This window comes from Staphylococcus sp. HMSC65H10 (assembly GCF_001839185.1).
GTDB classification, from domain to species: domain Bacteria; phylum Bacillota; class Bacilli; order Staphylococcales; family Staphylococcaceae; genus Staphylococcus; species Staphylococcus simulans.
Genome location: NZ_KV840342.1, coordinates 28,889 through 46,814, shown reverse-complemented (window position 1 = coordinate 46,814; position 17,926 = coordinate 28,889). Strand labels below are relative to the sequence as shown.

The window sequence follows — 17,926 nt, the reverse complement described above, 5'->3', positions numbered from 1 at the left end:
GACAAGTCCGTAGGACTTTGTCGACAGTCTGACAGATTGGCTTTGGCCAATCTGTTTTTTTGTTTCTTCTTATAACTTTTAAGATTTTAACGTTTATGGATATGTAGTATAATAGGAGTAATAAGACGAGAAATCGAGGTGTTACAACATGGTAGGACAAACAAATTTATTTGACGATGTTTTGAAGGAAGATGAACGTTTTGTGATTGTCGTTCAGTCTCTTGAAGAAAAAAATGGCAGACTTATCAAAAGAACTTTAAGAGAATATCCAAGTCTAGAACAAGATCAAATGGTACCTCTATTTGAACACTTAAAAGATGTTTACCTAAGTGAACCGTTTGAAACTGGACAATCATCATTTATTATCACAGTCTATACAAACTTAGACTACTCTGCTGATAATATCTATGCTCTTGTAAAACGAAACCATGGCATGCATGAATGGACACATACAGCTAAATAAGATGTATCGCATACAAAAGGAGACTCTCTTGAACAGAAAGTCTCCTTTTGTATTTAAATCTATAAAATTTTCTTTAAGGCATAGACAATACCGTCTGAGTTATGATCTAACGTCACAAAATCAGCGATTTCTTTTAACGCATCACGTGCATTGCCCATTGCGACAGCATACCCTGCTTCTTCCATCATAGAATAATCATTCATACTATCACCAAATGCGATAGTCTCACTGATATCGATGCCGACTTTTTCGCATAACGCATGTAATGCATTACCTTTAGACACACCATGCGGCACAAATTCTAAGAAGAAGGGTTTACTTGTCGTCACATCGATTTGGTCGTTAAACACACCGCCAAATGCTTGAGAGAGTTCTTGAATATGTGATTCGTAGTCTACGCCCAACACTTTCGCAACAGGATTTTGAATGAATGCTTTCAAATCATCTGTGCGATGCATAGGTAACCCTGTTAACTCAGACTCAATATTCATATACTCATGTTCACCTTCATAGATAATATGACCGTCTTGATACGTCAACACAAAGATATTATTATCGCGACAATAATCTACAATACGGTCAAAGTCTTTTTTAGAAATACTTTGTTCGGCTTCAAGCTCTCCATCTCTAACACGTGTTGTACGACTGCCGTTAAAACTGATGACATAACTATCATGCTCATGAAGATGCAAGTCTTTTGCGATCGGCAACATACCTTCTGTTGGACGTCCTGAAGCTAAGACAACATGATATCCTTTATCTTGTAATTCAATTAAATATTTTGCAGTATCTGGACTGACTTGATTCTCTGAATTCAACAAAGTATCATCCATATCCATTACTATCATTTTATAGCTGCTCATTTGATGTGCAGTGCTCCTTTCAAGCGTATTCCATCAAATTATATCGCATTTCTTCATTAATCATAAACTTTTTCAACGATAATTCCGCTTTTATTAACTGAAATTAATTCAGATTCACAATCTGGCAACTCTTTGTTCAATCTTCTGACTAATTTACCGCTTTTAAAAGGATCAATTAATGTTAAAATCGTCGGACCTGCCCCACTGATAACTGTCGCATAAGCATGATATTCACGACCTAACGCTTTAACGCGTTGAAATTCTGGGATTAAATCTTGACGATACGGTTCATGGAACCCATCCATTTCCATCAACATACCTGCTAATTGATAATCATGCTGCATCAATGCACTTAACATCGTGTTACTGATGGCACTGTATTGAACCGCTTGTTCATGTTCAAAGCTTTTCGGCAAAACTTGTCTAGAGTCATGTGTCTTCAACTCGTAGCTTGGAATAGTGATCACGAGGTTCACGTATGGAGGTTCTATTGAAGAAATGTATGTTTCTTTTGTTTCATGATTATAAAATCCAGCAATCATCCCACCATAAATCACAGGGGCAACATTATCTGGATGTCCTTCTATTTCTGTTGCTGCTTCGACCATTTCAAATTCTGATAATTGTAAGTGACCGAAGAAATCTGCTAAATAAATACCTGCAACTAAAGCAGAAGCCGAGGACCCAAGTCCTCTGGCTAAAGGAATTTCACTACGCATAGTGACATCTAACGGAGGCACTGACATATCATATTTCTGTTCAAGAAACTGTACAACTTGATAAATCAGATGGTGTTCATCTGTCGGTAAGCCATGCAAGTTGTCACCTTTATGATGGAAGTGCCATCGATCATCTGCACTCACTTCTGCTTCAACATATAGGAACTTATTTAATGCGAGTCCGATTGAATCAAAGCCTACGCCAAGATTGGCAGTAGAAGCGGGAACTTTAAGTTTTAAACTTTCTCCCATTAATGTATAGCTCCTTTGATATATTTAATAATACTTGCTTTATCATTTGGTAAAGATTTAATCGGGTTGTCTAATAATGAGATGGCAGTATCAGGGTCTTTCAAGCCATTACCAGTTAACACTGCAGTGACTGTAATATCTTTTGGTAATTTACCAGCTCTATGCAATTTAATTAATCCAGCAATTGAAGCGTTACTTGCAGGTTCTGCAAACACACCTTCTTTAGAAGCAAGTAATTGATAAGCTTCTAAGATTTCTTCATCTGTCACACTATCAATCAAGCCGTTAGATTCATCCAAAGCTTTCACTGCTTTATCCCAACTTGCTGGGTTACCGATACGAATCGCAGTTGCGACTGTTTCAGGATTTTTAATGACTTTGTTCTGTACGATTGGTGATGCACCTTCCGCTTGGAATCCAAATAATTTCGGTAAGCCTGTTTGATGTTTATCATTAAACTCTTTGAAGCCTTTCCAATACGCAGTGATGTTACCTGCGTTACCGACAGGGATGGCTAATACATCTGGTGCTTTGCCGCCTAATTGATCGACTACTTCAAATGCACCTGTTTTTTGGCCTTCGATACGGTATGGGTTAATTGAGTTAACAAGTTCAATTTCGCCTTCTTCTTTCGCAACTTCTTTAACAATTTCTAACGCTTCATCAAAGTTGCCTTCAATCGATACAATTTCTGCACCGTACATAACAGCTTGTGATAATTTACCTAAAGCGATTTTACCTTCAGGAATAACTACGATTGCTTTCAAGCCTGAACGTGCCGCATATGCAGCTGCAGAAGCTGAAGTATTACCTGTTGATGCACAAATCACTACTTTTTTACCTTCTTCTTTTGCTTTAGTGACTGCCATGACCATACCACGGTCTTTAAATGAACCTGTTGGATTGGCACCTTCAAATTTTACAAACAAGTTAATACCTAACATGTCTGATAATGTATCACAATGAATCAACGGCGTTTGGCCTTCATTTAAAGTTACATTCGGTGTGTTGTCGTTAACTGGGAGATATGCTTTGTATTCTTGTACTAAACCTTGCCATCTTTTCATTTTAATTAAACCCCTTCTACTGGATAAACTTTTTCCACTGGATATTTGCCTTGTGCTAAAATTTCATCAGCTGGAACATTGATACTTTTTACAATGACAGCTGCTGTGTTGTCATCTCGTTCAATGACATTGAGTGATTTGTGAAGCGGTAATTGTGCTTTAACTTCTTCTTCCACTCGTTTAACCGGTGCACCATTTGTTTGTAAAACAACATAGTAACTACCTTTTTCTTTTAATTTTGTCGGTTCATCTGCGTCGATCATTTCTTTTGCATGACCTGTTTTCAATTCGAAATGCGGCGGTAAAGTATGCAAGTTAGATTCGAATTGTAGTGAGACGTTTAGTAAGTCGCTGACTACTGCACTACCTGTAGCTAAGCTACCTGCACCTTTACCATAGAACATCGTTTCTCCAACAGAGTCGCCGATAACATAAATCGCATTATATTCATCTTCAACTGATGCTAATTGATGTCTTTCATCGATTAAGGTTGGTGCAACAGAAGTTTCAATAACACCATTATCAAATGTACCTTTACCGATTAATTTAATTTTATAACCAAGCGCTGTTGCGGCTTTGATATCCTCTACTGTTACTTCAGAAATACCTGTTACTTTAACTTCGTCTAAGCTGATAACTCGGTTGAATGATAAGTATGTAACGATGACTACTTTACGTGCCGCATCGATACCTTCAACATCATCGGTTGGATCTGCTTCAGCAAAACCTAAACGTTGTGCCTCATCCAAAGCTTCTTTAAAGCTTGCGCCCTCTTTTGTCATCTTAGATAAAATGAAGTTGGATGTACCGTTTAAAATACCCATGAATTTACTGATGTTGTTCGCATTTAAACCATTGTTGATTGCGTTGACGATTGGAATACCGCCTGCCACACTGGCTTCGAATTTTAAAGCAACGCCATTTTCTTCTGCTAAATCTTCTAATGTGCGTAAATGAACCGCTAATAAATCTTTGTTAGCAGTAATCACATGTTTGCCCTGTTTTAATGATTTTTTCAACCACTCAACAGTAGGTTCGATACCGCCCATCACTTCAATCACAATGTCGACTTCATCATCATTTAAGATTTCATCCACATCTTCAGTCAGATGGTATTTACTGATATTTAAGGGACGTTTTTTCTTTTTATCTCTAACAAGAATATGTTTGATGTGAAGATCTTTGTGAATCGTATCTTTAATCTGTTGATGATTCTCTTCAATAATTTTAACTACTCCTGAGCCCACTGTTCCCAGACCGAGCAAAGCGATGTTTAACTTCTTCATAATTACATTCCTCCGTTTGTTCGTTCTAAAAAAACACCTGTACTATTGAAAAATACTTGATTATGGTTTAGTATAAATTCATTCATCAAAATTGTAAAGTTCAAAAAATTTGGAATATGTTGAAATTTTAGCATTTTTCACCCAAAAAACAAAGCAGTATATTATTAAGATTGATAGAAAGGTTGATTAAATATGAAAGTAGCTAAATTTGGCGGTAGTTCCGTCGCTTCAGCAAGCCAAATTCAGAAAGTGTTAAACATCATCAATAGCGATGACGAAAGAAAAATAATCGTTGTGTCTGCTCCTGGTAAAAGACATTCTGAAGATATTAAGACAACAGATTTGTTGCTTAGGCTTTATGAAAAAAGTGTAGCAAAATTAGATTATCAAAATAAAAAGGAAGAAATTATCGAACGTTATGCAGATATCATCCGTGATTTAAACATGGACGAAAATATTTTAACAGAATTCGATGATATTCTTGAACAGCGTATCAAAGCCAACCAAAGCAATCCGCCTCGTTTAAAAGATGCATTACTTTCTTGTGGTGAAGACTTTAACGCTCGCTTAATCGCGCAATATAATAACGCTCAAGGTGTTCCAACTACATATGCGTCTCCTTTAGACGCAGGTATTACCGTAACCAACACGCCTCAATTTGCTCAAATCTTAGAAGAATCTTATGATAAAATTTACAATCTAAGAAAAATTGAAGGAAAAATTATCGTTCCAGGTTTCTTCGGTTACTCGAAACAAGGTAATGTTGTCACTTTCCCTCGCGGCGGTTCTGATATCACTGGTGCAATCTTGGCACGCGGTGTACGCGCAACGTTGTATGAAAACTTTACAGATGTTTCAGGCATCTATCGTGCAAATCCGAACTTAATCAAAAACGCTGAAATTATGGAAGAAGTAACATATAGCGAAATGCGTGAACTTTCATATGCAGGCTTTAGTGTTTTCCACGACGAAGCCCTTCAACCTGTACAAAAAGAACGTATTCCAGTCGTTATTAAAAATACAAATCGTCCTGAAGATCCAGGTACTTTCATCAGATACGACCGTGAAATTAAACCAGACCACTTGATTACAGGTATTAGCTGTGACAAAGGCTTTACAGTCATTAACGTACGTAAATACTTAATGAACAGACAAGTTGGTTTCACACGTAAAATCTTATCAGTACTTGAAGACTACAATATCTCATTTGACCATATGCCTTCTGGTATTGATAACGTCAGTATTATCATGCGAACACATCAAATTCGCGGCAAAGAAACAAAAGTGTTAAATGAAATTCGTAAACAATGTGATGTTGATGAATTAGGTATTGATAACGACTTAGCTGTGATGATGGTTGTTGGTTTAGGTATGAACCAAATGGTCGGTACTGCCAATATGATCACATCTGCACTCGCTAAAGCGAATATCAACCTGAAAATGATCAACCAAGGTGCGTCTGAAATTTCAATGATGTTCGGTATCAGCGTTAAGGATGCTGACGATGCCGTACGTGCAGTATATGATGGAAGTTGTGCCCATGCGAAAGAAAATTTACAATTAAAATAATCTGAATTTAAACAATATTTAGTTAAAATTTAAAGATATAAAAATACAAGAGTGTTGCGACTAAGCAACGCTCTTGTTCTTTTTACGATGCGTATAATGCATCATGTAGACGTTCTTCACCTACGACCACACGTAACATAACGAATTGATAATAACTCAATGCATCAATCACAGCTTTGTTGTTAAAACTACTGCGATGTACTGAAGGTTGCAGCAACTCATACATCAGAACGATTTCTGGTTTAATATAATCAACGCCCCAAGGTAAAGAATGGAAATAAATATGTTTTTCAGGCAATCGAATGTTGTGGTTGAATCTAAACATCCACTCTTTGTTATGTACATCATAAATATAAATAGTCATAATTCTTTGCCCATGTATTTCTACTTCTAAATGTGTTAGTTGAGAGAATTTCGTATCTCTTAATTTTTCACTGACATTCCCTTCTGAATCTATGTATCGAATACGATAATTATCCGGGATATTCTTTAAAACTTTAGTAAGGTTCTTACGTTTTACGCAAATATCTACTGTATCGTTAATAATAAATTCATTTTTCAAGAATAAAAGTTTTGCAGTCTCTCCGAAAAATTTGATTTCATCATTGGTATTCTCTATTAATCTATCAACCAAGAAATTTAAATCTTCATTATTAGACTTTTGCATTCTGACACCTCCTACTAGTAAGCGCTTACAATAACGGTTGTATTTTCTCTCTATTCATATTCATTTTAGCGTGTGTTTCACTACTTGTCTATCATTTAATTTACATATCCGATATGAATATAACGCTGATTTGATTCTATAAAATCAGGATAATTAACGACATAACTGTGTCGCGCTTGTTGGATCAACGTTTTTTGCAATGCCCCTATTTGTGAATGCACTTGATATAAACTACCTTGTTCATCTATGTAACTCGCTGCGCAGAAATAGACATCTATTTGAAGAGTTTTAAATGATTCCACCATTGTATCACCAGTAATAATATGTAAGCTTGAATCCACTTTACCTGGCGCAAAAATAATATTTGAAAAAGTATTTTGACACACATACTGCATAATATCTGTGGAAAATGTGACAACAGAAACATGTCTCTCCTGTTCAGCTAAACAGTCTAACACATAATAAGAGATAGGATGATTATCTAATGCGATAACTGCATTAGGAGGAATATTATTATAAAAGTCTGATAAATCTGTTTTATTCTTTATAATAGAGAACAATTTTTAAACTCCTTTTGTTATACCAAGTAACCCTATTGGATTTATAAACTTTATTTTCATTCGTTAATTGAATTTTTAAAAATAGATACAATAATTTAAGTTAAAACTAAAGAATATCTCTTTTCAAAGTATAACTTTTTTATTATAATAATGTAGACGCAAGATATTATAAATACAACACGAGGTGAAATCATGTATTCTGAAAAAACACAGTCTACAGAATCGATTTTTTACTATGAATTGCATCGAAAAGAATTAATTAAAGCTTTGAAGCAGGAATATAACTTACGTTTCAACGATTTATTATTTTTAAAACACATTTTAGATCGCCAAAAGAAACTTATTCCTCTTCTTGAAGTGAAACACGGTATGAATTTCAGTTTAATGGAAATTCATAAATCGTTCAGCACATTAACGGAAATGAAAATCATCGGCAAGCAACGCTGCATCGATGATGAACGAAAAATTTTCATTACTATTACAAGCGCACAAACGAAAAAAGCATTGAAACTGCTTGAGGAATTTGACGCTTTACAAAAATCTATCTTACAAGATACAAAAGCGTAATAGTTTTTAAGATATTTCATTGATTCCCAAGCTGAGTTGAAACCAAACACTTAAAATTGAATTTAACGATTAAAGTTCCAGACACATTTCCTACATATTCGTATGGAACTTTTTTAGTATTATCATAATATGTCATAAATGTTACATTAATATTTTGTTAAGACTTTATTATTGATTTTTACCACTAAGAGTTAGATTATTAGGGTATGTTTAAATTTAACTACTTTTTATTGAGTAAGGAATGATAGGTATGTATTTAATATTACTTCTAGTTGCTGTCATCGTGATTTTGGCCATTGCGCTTGTTGTATCACGCAGCTTAATGCAGCACAGACTAGATACAGAGATTTATTCAAAAAATCAACTTGTAAGCAAGGTCAACACCTTACGTACAGAAGTCGCATCATTGAAAAATCAAATCATTAATGATGGTACACAACAACATCATTATGGTGTACGCAAAGCTAAACAATCTATCGAGAAAGTTATGCAAAGCTTAAGAGAAAATGGAGAAGTTAAGTTTTATCATATTGTTTCAACAGGCAATGTTGCTGTTAAACATCCACTCTTCGATTTCTTGCGTACTTTTGATTATGTAGTCATCACAGATAAAGGGTTGTTAAATATCGACGTGAAGAACTGGAAAGAAAAAACATTTTATCATTTCAGTGCTGAACCTGAAAAACCTATTGATACAAATGTAGAAGATATTGATCAAATTATCGGGCATTACATTGCAGATCAATATCAAAGTCAATTCCAGTCAACAAGAGAAGATATTTATACGTTCACTGAAAAAGTCAAAAGCAACAGTGTCACTTTTGATTTCTATGACTATGACCCCTACCTTACAGCTTCTGTGAACTCTAAAGAACTAAAAGATGCTTACGAAAAGAACTTCAATCAAAAAATTTCAAGTGTCGGTTTAGTATACTTTAGTGACGGTTCTGTAAATATCATTGATGGTCCGACTGAACGTCAAAAATATGTTGAAACCGCAACTTCTAAGCATGACTTAAAAGATGCGATTCGCAATATATTTATGCAGTCAAAACATGAAATCACTGAACAAGATTGCGAAAAGATTCTGGGCTACATCAATCAACCTTAATTAAAATAACGGACAAGCACATTCAGCTTGTCCGTTATTTTTTAACTCCAAATATTTAAATGTTTTTGTTTCGCTTCTCTTTCAGCCTCTTTAAGCACATCTCGGTACTTGCCATTTGGCGCAAAGTACTTTTCACGTGCAAGTCCTTGTTTAACTAATTCTTCGTTAAACATATGGTTCTCATCTAACCAAACATAAGCTAAATAGCGGCCATATTGATCTTTCGGCTCTTTATCAAATTCTAAATAAACCTTTTGGTTATTTAAATGCTTCTTGGTATAGTTTGAAGCCTCTTTCCCGTACGGTTGTACAGGTGTATTAGGTTTAACTGTTTCTGGTGTATCCATACCAATCATTCTGACTTTAATTTCACGATTATCTTTATCTGTTGCGATAAAGGTGTCACCATCAATAACACGTTTGACAGTAACCGCTTCTTTATCCCCCATCGATGTCGACGCTTGTTCTCCACCACTTTGTTTAAAGGGACCTGAATGATTAAAGTATTGGAAACCTAAAACAATTACAGCAATCACTGCAATTACAATGATTGACGACATAGACTTACGTTTCAAAAATTTTCACCTGCTTTGATTAAAGTTATCACCGACTCATCATACCTATTTTTTCATAGGTGCGTCAATTCTCTGATGCACAAAAATTTGGTATGATAGAAACAAGGAATTTGATGAGGAGGCGCGCTATGCAAGCCATTAAAGAAAATATTGTAACGATTGTTGCCGTTGCAGTCGCAATTATCGTCGGCTTGATTTTGCAATATGTATATGAGTTTCCATTACTAGTCACAGCTATTATTGGCATCTTAATGGGAATGCTCGTCGGTTTTATTTTATTTATCATCCAGCAAAATCAAGATAAACACAATAAAAGAAAATAACATAGTATAAATAAACTCGGAAATGAGACAGCTCACTTCCGAGTTTTTCTTATCTTATAAAATTGGTGTAATCAGTTTTGAGAAGCCCTCTTTCATTTTAATCCAGAATGAACGATTCGCATAACGTGCTTTCGTTAATTCTGTTGAAAGTGTGACATCATGTTCAAACGCTTTACGTAACTCTGTAGCGATTTCTTTGTTATACATAAAAGCGTTGACTTCAAAGTTTAATTCAAAGCTTCTGAAGTCCATGTTGGCTGAACCGACACTAGCGACTTCATCATCAATTACCATCGTTTTAGAATGGATAAACCCATTATTATACGTATAGATTTTGACACCTGAGTCTAATAGCTCTGCCGCATGATAATATGTTGCCCAGTATACAAACGGATGGTCAGGCATATCAGGAATCATCAAGTGAATGTCTACTCCTGAATTTGCGGCCATCTTCAACGCGTTGATATAAGAATTATCTGGAATGAAGTAAGGACTCTGCATATAAATCGATTTTTTGGCTGAGTTAATCATTTTTGTATAACCGAATTCAATTTCATGCCAGTTATCATCAGGTCCGCTTGAACAAATCTGAACAGAAGCTTCCCCTACATCTTCTTTCACTGGGAAGTATTTAGGTTTATATGGCAACGTTTGACGTTTAGATTGAGAGTTCCAATCCAACATAAAGCGTAATTCTAACGCATCCACTGCAGAACCTTTAATTCTGACATGTGTATCTCTCCAATAACCGAATTTTTTACTTAAGCCTAAGTATTCATCTCCAACGTTGAAACCACCGATATAACCGATTTGACCGTCAATTACAACAATCTTTCTATGGTTACGGTTATTAATTCTGAAGTTGATTAACGGCAGTTTGCTTGCGAAGAAAGCTTCAACTTGCCCACCAAGCTTTCTAAAACGCTTGAATTGGCGCAAGGTTAACTTTTTCGAGCCAATATCATCATATAATAATAAGACCTCTACACCCGCTTCTAAACGCTCTTCTAAAGCATCAATAATGCGATGGCCTAAACCATCTAATTCAAATACATAATACTCTAAGTGGATGAAAGACTCCGCTTTTTTAATATCTTCAATCATTTGATCGTATAATTTATGGCCATCGACAAACACATCGATATCATTACCTTCTGTTAAGAAAGCAGGTTGTCTCGTTAACAGCATATTTACTAAGTCATGATGTCGTTGAACTATTTCATTATCACTTTGTATCTGATTTTGTTGAACTTGGTAACGTTGTTCATTGATAATATCATCAAATTGTTCTATATCTTTTCTGTAATCTTTGTATAACTTTTTCTTTGATACGCCTCTTCCAAATAAAATGTATAAGAAGAAACCTAACACAGGTGCGATAAATAAAATAAACAACCAAGCCCATGTGGCACTTGTCGACCTATTTTTCAAGAAGATGATATTAAAGGCAACAATCAAATTCAAGATTGTGAATAAGATAAATATGCCTAGCAATATATCACCTAGTAATCCTGGTACGTAAAAGGCTATCATTGTCTCAACTCCATTCTTGCGATTCATTTTAAACTCTTACATTGATTTAATGGTAAGTTAAAACGTCTATCATTTAATATAAATAAGATAAAACTATTTTAACATTTATAATCGCTTAAGACATCATATAAACAACTGAAATATCAGTACTTGAGTACGTCTGATTTCACATTTCATTTAGTCAGATGTTTATGTCTAACGCAACTTAGGTATAATTTTACATAGAGAAAGTCATAGTAGATTCTCTCTTATTTAAGTAAAAACACAGTAAATCGGAACGAAAATGTGAAATATTTTTGAATGGTTCGTGTTTTAATTTGTTAGAATTATCAGAAAAGACATGTTGAACCCTTGATATATAAGGCTTTTTATACTGATGTCAGGAAACCTTACATATTTTTGTAATTTCGGTTTATTTGTGATAAGTTAATAACAAGTTCAAAAATAGAGGTGATGGAGAAATGTCAAATGATGCACTTCGCAGAAACATGGCCGTCTTCTCTATGAGTGTCGTAAATCAATTGACTGAGCTAACACCAAGACAGGTACGGTATTACGAAGCACATGGACTCGTTAAACCAGAGAGAACACCCGGTAACAAAAGATTATTTTCGATGAATGATTTAGATCGCCTGTTAGAAATCAAACACCTATTAGAAAAAGGGTTTAACCTAAAAGCAATCAAACAAATCATTTATCAAGATGATCAACATTTGTCTACTGATGAAAAAGCCATCAGAAAACACGTTATCGTTGAAGCAACACAGAAACCGCAACAGGAAGCTATCCCGATAAATCGAGGCGACCTATCTCGTTTTATCAAATAATTCACTGGAGGATTTAAAACATGGCAAAACGTACATTTACAAAAGATGACATCCGCAGATTTGCTACTGAGGAAAACGTAAGATATTTACGCTTGCAATTCACTGACATTTTAGGAACAATCAAAAATGTTGAAGTACCTGTAAGTCAATTAGAAAAAGTATTAGATAATGAAATGATGTTCGACGGATCTTCAATCGAAGGTTTCGTTCGTATTGAAGAATCAGATATGTATTTACACCCTGACTTAGACACTTGGGTTATCTTCCCTTGGACAGCAAGTCAAGGTAAAGTTGCACGTTTAATCTGTGACGTATACGGTACAGATGGTAAACCATTCGCTGGTGACCCACGTACTAACTTGAAACGTGTCTTAAACGAAATGGAAGAATTAGGCTTCACTGATTTCAACTTAGGGCCTGAACCAGAATTCTTCTTATTCAAATTAGATGAATATGGCGAACCAACATTAGAATTAAATGACCATGGCGGTTACTTCGACTTAGCTCCTACTGACTTAGGTGAAAACTGCCGTCGTGATATCGTATTAGAATTAGAAGACATGGGCTTTGACATTGAAGCCAGCCACCACGAAGTTGCGCCTGGCCAACATGAAATCGACTTCAAATACGCAGATGCCATCACTGCTTGTGATAACATCCAAACTTTCAAACTTGTTGTTAAAACAATTGCTCGTAAACATAACTTACATGCGACATTTATGCCAAAACCATTATTTGGTGTAAACGGAAGCGGTATGCACTTCAACGTTTCTTTATTCAAAGGTAAAGAAAATGCATTCTTCGATCCAAATGGTCGTGACCAAATGACTGAAGAAGCTTACCAATTCATCGCAGGTATCTTGAAAAACGCACGTGGATTCACTGCTGTATGTAACCCATTAGTAAACTCATACAAACGTTTAGTTCCAGGTTACGAAGCACCATGTTATATCGCTTGGAGTGGTAAAAACCGTTCTCCATTAGTACGTGTCCCAACTTCACGTGGTTTATCTACACGTGTAGAAGTTCGTTCAGTTGACCCAGCAGCTAACCCATACATGGCTTTAGCAGCAATCTTAGAAGCTGGTTTAGACGGTATCAAAAACAAACTTAAAGTTACTGAACCTGTAAACCAAAATATCTATGAAATGAACCGTGACGAACGTGAAGCAATCGGTATCGAAGATCTTCCTTCAACACTTTACACAGCATTAAAAGCAATGCGTGAAAACAAAATTGTTAAAGATGCTTTAGGTTCACACATTTATAATCAATTCATCAACTCTAAATCAATTGAGTGGGATTACTATAGAACACAAGTATCTGAGTGGGAACGCGAACAATACATGAAATTGTATTAATCACTACGCACACAGGTGCTAAACAATAGGGATAAAAAAAGAGGCCGACTGGCCTCTTTTTTGTTGCTATCTTAATCTTTTATTGCGTTTTATCTTACCAAGTTTATACAAAATGAAAGAAACTGCTACCATATATATTCCTAACACCGAATAGAAAAATACAGGTCCTAAAGATTTACTTGCTTCAAAACACAACAGCATCATTAATGATAAGACAAATAATAAGGTACGATAAGTCAGAACCATAACGTTCTCCTCCACTTCGTTGATTCATGTACCTTCTTTTTCTCTCACATGTTCATTTTTATTATATCTTTTATTTTTTAAATTTCATATACTTCATAGTATTTTTTCTGTGTTTTCATTAAAAAACCGACGCAAAATTGTGTCGGTTGCTTTATTTTAGATAAGACCTTCTTCATTCATTTGTTGAACAGCTCTTGTGACTGCCAACTTAACATGTTCATACGTTAAGCCGCCTTGAACATAAGCTTCATATGGCGGTCTGATTGGACCATCTGCTGAAAGTTCAATAGATGAACCTTGTACGAATGTCCCAGCTGCCATAATCACATCATCTTCATAACCCGGCATGTAACTTGGTTCTGGACTGAAGTGTGCGTTGATAGGTGAAGCGGCTTGAATACATTGGCAAAAGCGAATCATTTGTTCTGCTGTATCAAATTGAACAGTTTGAATTAAATCCGTTCTAGGTGTATCAAATGCCGGTACAGTATTCATGTTTAATTTGGTTAGGAATAAACTTGTAAATAATGCACCTTTCAAGCTTTGACTAACCACATGTGGCGCTAAGAAGAAACCTTGATACATACTTGGCAGTTCAGTTAAAGAAGCCCCGGCTTCTTTTCCAATACCTGGCGCAGTCAAACGATAACCGCAACGTTCAATTAAATCTGTTTTACCAACAATGTAGCCACCGATACGTGCTAAACCGCCACCTGGATTTTTAATGAGTGAACCTGCCATGATATCTGCACCTGCTTCAATCGGCTCTTCATCTTCTACAAACTCTCCATAGCAATTATCTACAAAGACAATCACATCAGGATGTTCTGCTTTAATATCAGCCACTGCACGTTTAATTTCATCCACCATAATTGATGGGCGTTGATCATAACCTTTAGAACGTTGTATTGCGATCACTTTTGTATGGTCATTTATCGCATTCAGTACTGCAGGAACATCAATTTGTCCAGTTTCTGTTAAAGCGACTTCGTTATATAATACGCCATTCTCTTTTAAACTGCCGATACCATTACCATTGACACCGATGACTTCTAACAGTGTGTCGTAAGGGCTGCCGGTAATATATAATAATTCATCACCATGTTTTAGATTGGCTTGTAAAGCGACAGTAATCGCATGCGTACCAGAAATAATTTGCGGTCTGACTAACGCATCTTCAGCTTTAAACGTATGCGCATAGATTTCTTCTAAATGGTCACGACCGATGTCGTCATAACCATAACCTGTTGTCCCTTGCAAATCAGATTCTGTCGCTTTCACTGCGTGAAAGGCATCTAACACTTTGGCTTGATTACGATAAGCGCAAGCTTCAATTGTTTTAAAATAAGGTTGTAATTCTGTTTCTGTTTCTTGAATAATTTGTTCTAAATCCATGGTGCTTACTTCTCTCCATTTTCTTCTGCTTTTCTTCTATAACCTTCTACTTCATAACTTTCATTTTCTTCGTTAAATTCAAGTTTATGAATCAACGTATGACGTTTTAAGAAGTATAGACGATCTGCATCATCTGCAGGAACTGTCTCTTCATAAGGTTCCATTTGTTTTTCTACTTGGTCTATTAATAACTGTCTTACTTTTTCTTCATCCGCTTCATCACGTGCTGAAACGTATACATTCGGCAATTGCGATGCAGGGGTTGGTCCTTCGTTCAAGTCTTTCTTATTAAAGATGACTGCTTGTGGAATCTTATCCATATCTAAATCGCCAATGATACGGTTAACCGTATCATACTGCGTACGATATTCTTCATTACTTGCGTCAACGACGTGAAGTAGTAAATCCGCATCGCGCGCTTCTTCTAATGTGGATTTAAATGCGGCAATTAACGTAGTCGGTAACTTCTGAATAAAACCAACTGTATCAGAGATAATTAAATGATAACCATCATTCACTTGGATTTGGCGTGTTTTCGGATCCAATGTAGCGAATAAAATATCTTTTTCATACGTAGATTCATCCGCTAAAATATTAAACCAAGTTGATTTACCAGCGTTCGTATAACCTACTAAAGCTACTTGGAACACATGATTTTGTCTACGTTTAGAACGATAGCGTTCACGATGTTCGACTACAGTTTGAAGTTGGTGTTTAATTTCATTCATACGGCGACGAATATGACGTCTGTCTGTTTCTAATTTTGTTTCACCAGGACCTCTTGTTCCGATACCGCCACCAAGTCTAGATAAACTTTTACCATGACCTTGCAGACGTGGCATTAAATAATCAAGTTGTGCTAATTCAACTTGCAGTTTACCTTCCTTACTGCTTGCGCGCATCGCGAAAATTTCTAATATTAATTGGGTTCTATCTATAATTTTAATACCTAAATTATCATTCAGACTTTTAGATTGTGCAGTTGTCAGTTCATCGTTAGCTACAACGACATCGACATCATACATTTCTACATAATCTTTAATTTCTTGTAATTTACCTTTACCAACATACGATTTATCTTCAATACGGTCTTTTTGTTGTGTAATTTCACCTAAAACATCTAATCGGCATGTTTCAGCAAGTGCTTTTAATTCATCCATGGTTTCACGGAAATCGAATTGTTTTTCATCATATGCATCTACCCCGATTAATAATGCTTTTTCTACCGCTTCTTCTGTATCAAATATTCTCTCTTGAGGCAAAAATGTATCCTCCTTAAATTCATTTTACGGTCATTTTGAATGTTTATTCAATCTACTAGTAATCTATTCCATTTTATCATAGAGCATATCTAAAGACTATTCAGGCGAAATGTGTTAAGTTTGGGACATCGAGGTGAAGAAAACATGAGCATATATGATATTGAAGTTACAAAAACCGATGGCACAACCTATCAACTAGATCAATACAAAGGAAAGGTCATGTTAATCGTCAACACAGCGAGTCAATGTGGCTTTACGCCACAGTTTGAAGGCTTGCAAGAGCTTTACGAACAATACCAAGATCAAGGCTTTGTCGTATTAGGATTCCCTTGTAACCAATTTGGCAAGCAAGAACCTGGTAACGGTCAAGAAGCCATGCAAAATTGTAAAATTAATTATGGGGTAACTTTCCCAATGCACGAAAAAATTAAAGTGAACGGACCTGAACAACATCCACTTTATCAATACTTAACAGAACAACAAGATGGATTTTTCAATAGTAAAATCAAATGGAATTTCACTAAGTTCTTAATAGATAGAGATGGCAATGTAGTCAATCGTTTCTCACCACAAAAAAATCCAAGTCAAATCAAATCAGATATCGAAGAACTATTATAATGAACAATAAAGACCGTCTTATAACCATGTACTATATGATTATAAGACGGTCTTTTTATGTATTGAATGATTAAAAAAGCAACGACTATGCATTAAGTTGTATCACTTAATACCAGACGCTGCTCTTCGTGTTTTTTACCTATACCAATTAATTAAATAAATAAATTTGTACTAAAACTCAGTTCAACATGATTCATCTATTGTGAGATTATATGCAATCTAACCGTTACATGATGTTTTTTCCTGATGATTGGGTTTTAGAATTAAACAAACGAACAAATTACTCAACCACTGATGGTTCTTGTGTGAATGTGCTGATCGCATGTTTGTAAATTAAATGATTTTTGCCTTGTGAGAATACTTTTTAATTTCATAGTTTATTAAAATCCCTTAACCATGCGGTTTATAGCTTATTGCACTTTCATAGACTATCATAGTTTTTCAAAGTTTAGGGACTTTTTAGGGACTTTAGGGACCTTGGGTCTTGTTATGTATTCTACTTCATTCTAAAAGATCATAATTCTAAAACTAACTTAATAGGTGGGTCTTGTTATGTATATACACCACATCAACCTACCCCCATTCGGGGACACAGAGCTATGTCACTCGTCAGCTGCACATATGAATACTCAGTTAATGTGATGTAGACACTTTAAGCGGTC

The 17,926-nt window shown here is 35.5% G+C and carries 18 protein-coding genes; 8 read left to right on the top strand and 10 right to left on the bottom strand.

From position 1 onward, the window contains the following. Window positions 1–148: 148 nt before the first annotated feature. On the top strand, window positions 149–463 hold the full coding sequence (locus HMPREF3270_RS06500; protein ID WP_070848279.1) for a hypothetical protein: 315 nt from the start codon (window positions 149–151) through the stop codon (window positions 461–463). Window positions 464–522: 59 nt separating this feature from the next. Here the strand turns inward: HMPREF3270_RS06500 and HMPREF3270_RS06495 are convergent, their stop codons facing one another. From HMPREF3270_RS06495 to HMPREF3270_RS06480, 4 genes are read right to left on the bottom strand one after another with little or no spacing between them, the layout of a single operon-like run. Then, window positions 523–1,326 (bottom strand): Cof-type HAD-IIB family hydrolase, encoded by an 804-nt coding sequence (locus HMPREF3270_RS06495; protein WP_002480839.1) that lies wholly within the window; start codon window positions 1,324–1,326, stop codon window positions 523–525. A gap of 56 nt (window positions 1,327–1,382) precedes the next feature. Then, window positions 1,383–2,297, bottom strand: coding sequence for a homoserine kinase (gene thrB, locus HMPREF3270_RS06490; protein ID WP_070848278.1), 915 nt, complete (start codon window positions 2,295–2,297; stop codon window positions 1,383–1,385). Then, window positions 2,297–3,364 (bottom strand): threonine synthase, encoded by a 1,068-nt coding sequence (gene thrC / locus HMPREF3270_RS06485; RefSeq protein ID WP_057509855.1) that lies wholly within the window; start codon window positions 3,362–3,364, stop codon window positions 2,297–2,299. Before thrC ends, thrB begins: the two co-directional genes overlap by 1 nt. 5 nt (window positions 3,365–3,369) lie before the next feature. After that, window positions 3,370–4,650 carry a homoserine dehydrogenase gene (locus tag HMPREF3270_RS06480; RefSeq protein ID WP_002480836.1) on the bottom strand — a complete coding sequence of 427 codons (1,281 nt, stop codon included), beginning with the start codon at window positions 4,648–4,650 and terminating at the stop codon, window positions 3,370–3,372. A gap of 192 nt (window positions 4,651–4,842) precedes the next feature. On the opposite strand from HMPREF3270_RS06480, the gene HMPREF3270_RS06475 reads away from it, so the two are divergent. After that, window positions 4,843–6,219: an aspartate kinase gene (locus HMPREF3270_RS06475; RefSeq protein WP_070848277.1), complete on the top strand. Its 1,377-nt coding sequence runs from the start codon at window positions 4,843–4,845 to the stop codon at window positions 6,217–6,219. An 82-nt stretch (window positions 6,220–6,301) separates the two neighbouring features. Here HMPREF3270_RS06475 and HMPREF3270_RS06470 read toward each other — a convergent pair whose 3' ends face one another. Further along, entirely contained in the window at window positions 6,302–6,886 is a 585-nt protein-coding gene (locus HMPREF3270_RS06470; protein WP_002480834.1) for a hypothetical protein, read from the bottom strand. Between the two features lie 95 nt (window positions 6,887–6,981). After that, window positions 6,982–7,446: a sugar phosphate isomerase family gene (locus HMPREF3270_RS06465; protein WP_070848276.1), complete on the bottom strand. Its 465-nt coding sequence runs from the start codon at window positions 7,444–7,446 to the stop codon at window positions 6,982–6,984. Between the two features lie 192 nt (window positions 7,447–7,638). Between HMPREF3270_RS06465 and HMPREF3270_RS06460 the strand changes: the two genes are divergently transcribed. Together HMPREF3270_RS06460 and HMPREF3270_RS06455 are read left to right on the top strand one after the other, a co-directional pair. Beyond that, the gene (locus tag HMPREF3270_RS06460; RefSeq protein WP_070848275.1) at window positions 7,639–8,013 is read left to right on the top strand and encodes a transcriptional regulator, SarA/Rot family; all 375 of its coding nucleotides are present in this window, start codon (window positions 7,639–7,641) and stop codon (window positions 8,011–8,013) included. Between the two features lie 250 nt (window positions 8,014–8,263). After that, the gene (locus tag HMPREF3270_RS06455; protein WP_070848274.1) at window positions 8,264–9,124 is read left to right on the top strand and encodes a hypothetical protein; all 861 of its coding nucleotides are present in this window, start codon (window positions 8,264–8,266) and stop codon (window positions 9,122–9,124) included. 41 nt (window positions 9,125–9,165) lie between these two features. Here HMPREF3270_RS06455 and HMPREF3270_RS06450 read toward each other — a convergent pair whose 3' ends face one another. Further along, window positions 9,166–9,699 carry a thermonuclease NucI gene (locus HMPREF3270_RS06450; RefSeq protein WP_070848273.1) on the bottom strand — a complete coding sequence of 178 codons (534 nt, stop codon included), beginning with the start codon at window positions 9,697–9,699 and terminating at the stop codon, window positions 9,166–9,168. Window positions 9,700–9,827: 128 nt separating this feature from the next. Between HMPREF3270_RS06450 and HMPREF3270_RS06445 the strand changes: the two genes are divergently transcribed. Then, on the top strand, window positions 9,828–10,022 hold the full coding sequence (locus HMPREF3270_RS06445; protein WP_070848272.1) for a hypothetical protein: 195 nt from the start codon (window positions 9,828–9,830) through the stop codon (window positions 10,020–10,022). A 54-nt stretch (window positions 10,023–10,076) separates the two neighbouring features. Here the strand turns inward: HMPREF3270_RS06445 and cls are convergent, their stop codons facing one another. Next, window positions 10,077–11,555, bottom strand: coding sequence for a cardiolipin synthase (cls, locus tag HMPREF3270_RS06440; protein WP_070848271.1), 1,479 nt, complete (start codon window positions 11,553–11,555; stop codon window positions 10,077–10,079). Between the two features lie 461 nt (window positions 11,556–12,016). Between cls and HMPREF3270_RS06435 the strand changes: the two genes are divergently transcribed. Beyond that, window positions 12,017–12,382, top strand: coding sequence for a MerR family transcriptional regulator (locus HMPREF3270_RS06435; protein WP_002480827.1), 366 nt, complete (start codon window positions 12,017–12,019; stop codon window positions 12,380–12,382). A 20-nt stretch (window positions 12,383–12,402) separates the two neighbouring features. After that, window positions 12,403–13,743, top strand: a complete 1,341-nt coding sequence (gene glnA, locus HMPREF3270_RS06430; protein ID WP_002480826.1) for a type I glutamate--ammonia ligase — start codon at window positions 12,403–12,405, stop codon at window positions 13,741–13,743. Between the two features lie 402 nt (window positions 13,744–14,145). Here the strand turns inward: glnA and HMPREF3270_RS06420 are convergent, their stop codons facing one another. After that, on the bottom strand, window positions 14,146–15,384 hold the full coding sequence (locus tag HMPREF3270_RS06420; RefSeq protein ID WP_070848270.1) for a methionine gamma-lyase family protein: 1,239 nt from the start codon (window positions 15,382–15,384) through the stop codon (window positions 14,146–14,148). A 5-nt stretch (window positions 15,385–15,389) separates the two neighbouring features. Next, window positions 15,390–16,646, bottom strand: a complete 1,257-nt coding sequence (hflX, locus tag HMPREF3270_RS06415; protein ID WP_060804252.1) for a GTPase HflX — start codon at window positions 16,644–16,646, stop codon at window positions 15,390–15,392. Window positions 16,647–16,790: 144 nt separating this feature from the next. Here hflX and HMPREF3270_RS06410 point away from each other — a divergent pair, with 144 nt between their 5' ends. Then, window positions 16,791–17,264, top strand: a complete 474-nt coding sequence (locus HMPREF3270_RS06410) for a glutathione peroxidase (protein WP_002480822.1) — start codon at window positions 16,791–16,793, stop codon at window positions 17,262–17,264. Window positions 17,265–17,926 lie beyond the last annotated feature (662 nt).

Excerpts from the sequence above, each read along its gene's own strand:
- glnA (WP_002480826.1), top strand. The coding sequence starts at position 12,403 with ATGGCAAAACGTACATTTACAAAAGATGACATCCGCAGATTTGCTACT.
- HMPREF3270_RS06410 (WP_002480822.1), top strand. The coding sequence starts at position 16,791 with ATGAGCATATATGATATTGAAGTTACAAAAACCGATGGCACAACCTAT.
- HMPREF3270_RS06435 (WP_002480827.1), top strand. The coding sequence starts at position 12,017 with ATGTCAAATGATGCACTTCGCAGAAACATGGCCGTCTTCTCTATGAGT.
- HMPREF3270_RS06455 (WP_070848274.1), top strand. The coding sequence starts at position 8,264 with ATGTATTTAATATTACTTCTAGTTGCTGTCATCGTGATTTTGGCCATT.
- HMPREF3270_RS06500 (WP_070848279.1), top strand. The coding sequence starts at position 149 with ATGGTAGGACAAACAAATTTATTTGACGATGTTTTGAAGGAAGATGAA.
- cls (WP_070848271.1), bottom strand. The coding sequence starts at position 11,555 with ATGATAGCCTTTTACGTACCAGGATTACTAGGTGATATATTGCTAGGC.
- thrC (WP_057509855.1), bottom strand. The coding sequence starts at position 3,364 with ATGAAAAGATGGCAAGGTTTAGTACAAGAATACAAAGCATATCTCCCA.
- HMPREF3270_RS06480 (WP_002480836.1), bottom strand. The coding sequence starts at position 4,650 with ATGAAGAAGTTAAACATCGCTTTGCTCGGTCTGGGAACAGTGGGCTCA.
- HMPREF3270_RS06495 (WP_002480839.1), bottom strand. The coding sequence starts at position 1,326 with ATGAGCAGCTATAAAATGATAGTAATGGATATGGATGATACTTTGTTG.
- HMPREF3270_RS06420 (WP_070848270.1), bottom strand. The coding sequence starts at position 15,384 with ATGGATTTAGAACAAATTATTCAAGAAACAGAAACAGAATTACAACCT.
- HMPREF3270_RS06470 (WP_002480834.1), bottom strand. The coding sequence starts at position 6,886 with ATGCAAAAGTCTAATAATGAAGATTTAAATTTCTTGGTTGATAGATTA.
- HMPREF3270_RS06460 (WP_070848275.1), top strand. The coding sequence starts at position 7,639 with ATGTATTCTGAAAAAACACAGTCTACAGAATCGATTTTTTACTATGAA.
- HMPREF3270_RS06445 (WP_070848272.1), top strand. The coding sequence starts at position 9,828 with ATGCAAGCCATTAAAGAAAATATTGTAACGATTGTTGCCGTTGCAGTC.
- HMPREF3270_RS06475 (WP_070848277.1), top strand. The coding sequence starts at position 4,843 with ATGAAAGTAGCTAAATTTGGCGGTAGTTCCGTCGCTTCAGCAAGCCAA.
- thrB (WP_070848278.1), bottom strand. The coding sequence starts at position 2,297 with ATGGGAGAAAGTTTAAAACTTAAAGTTCCCGCTTCTACTGCCAATCTT.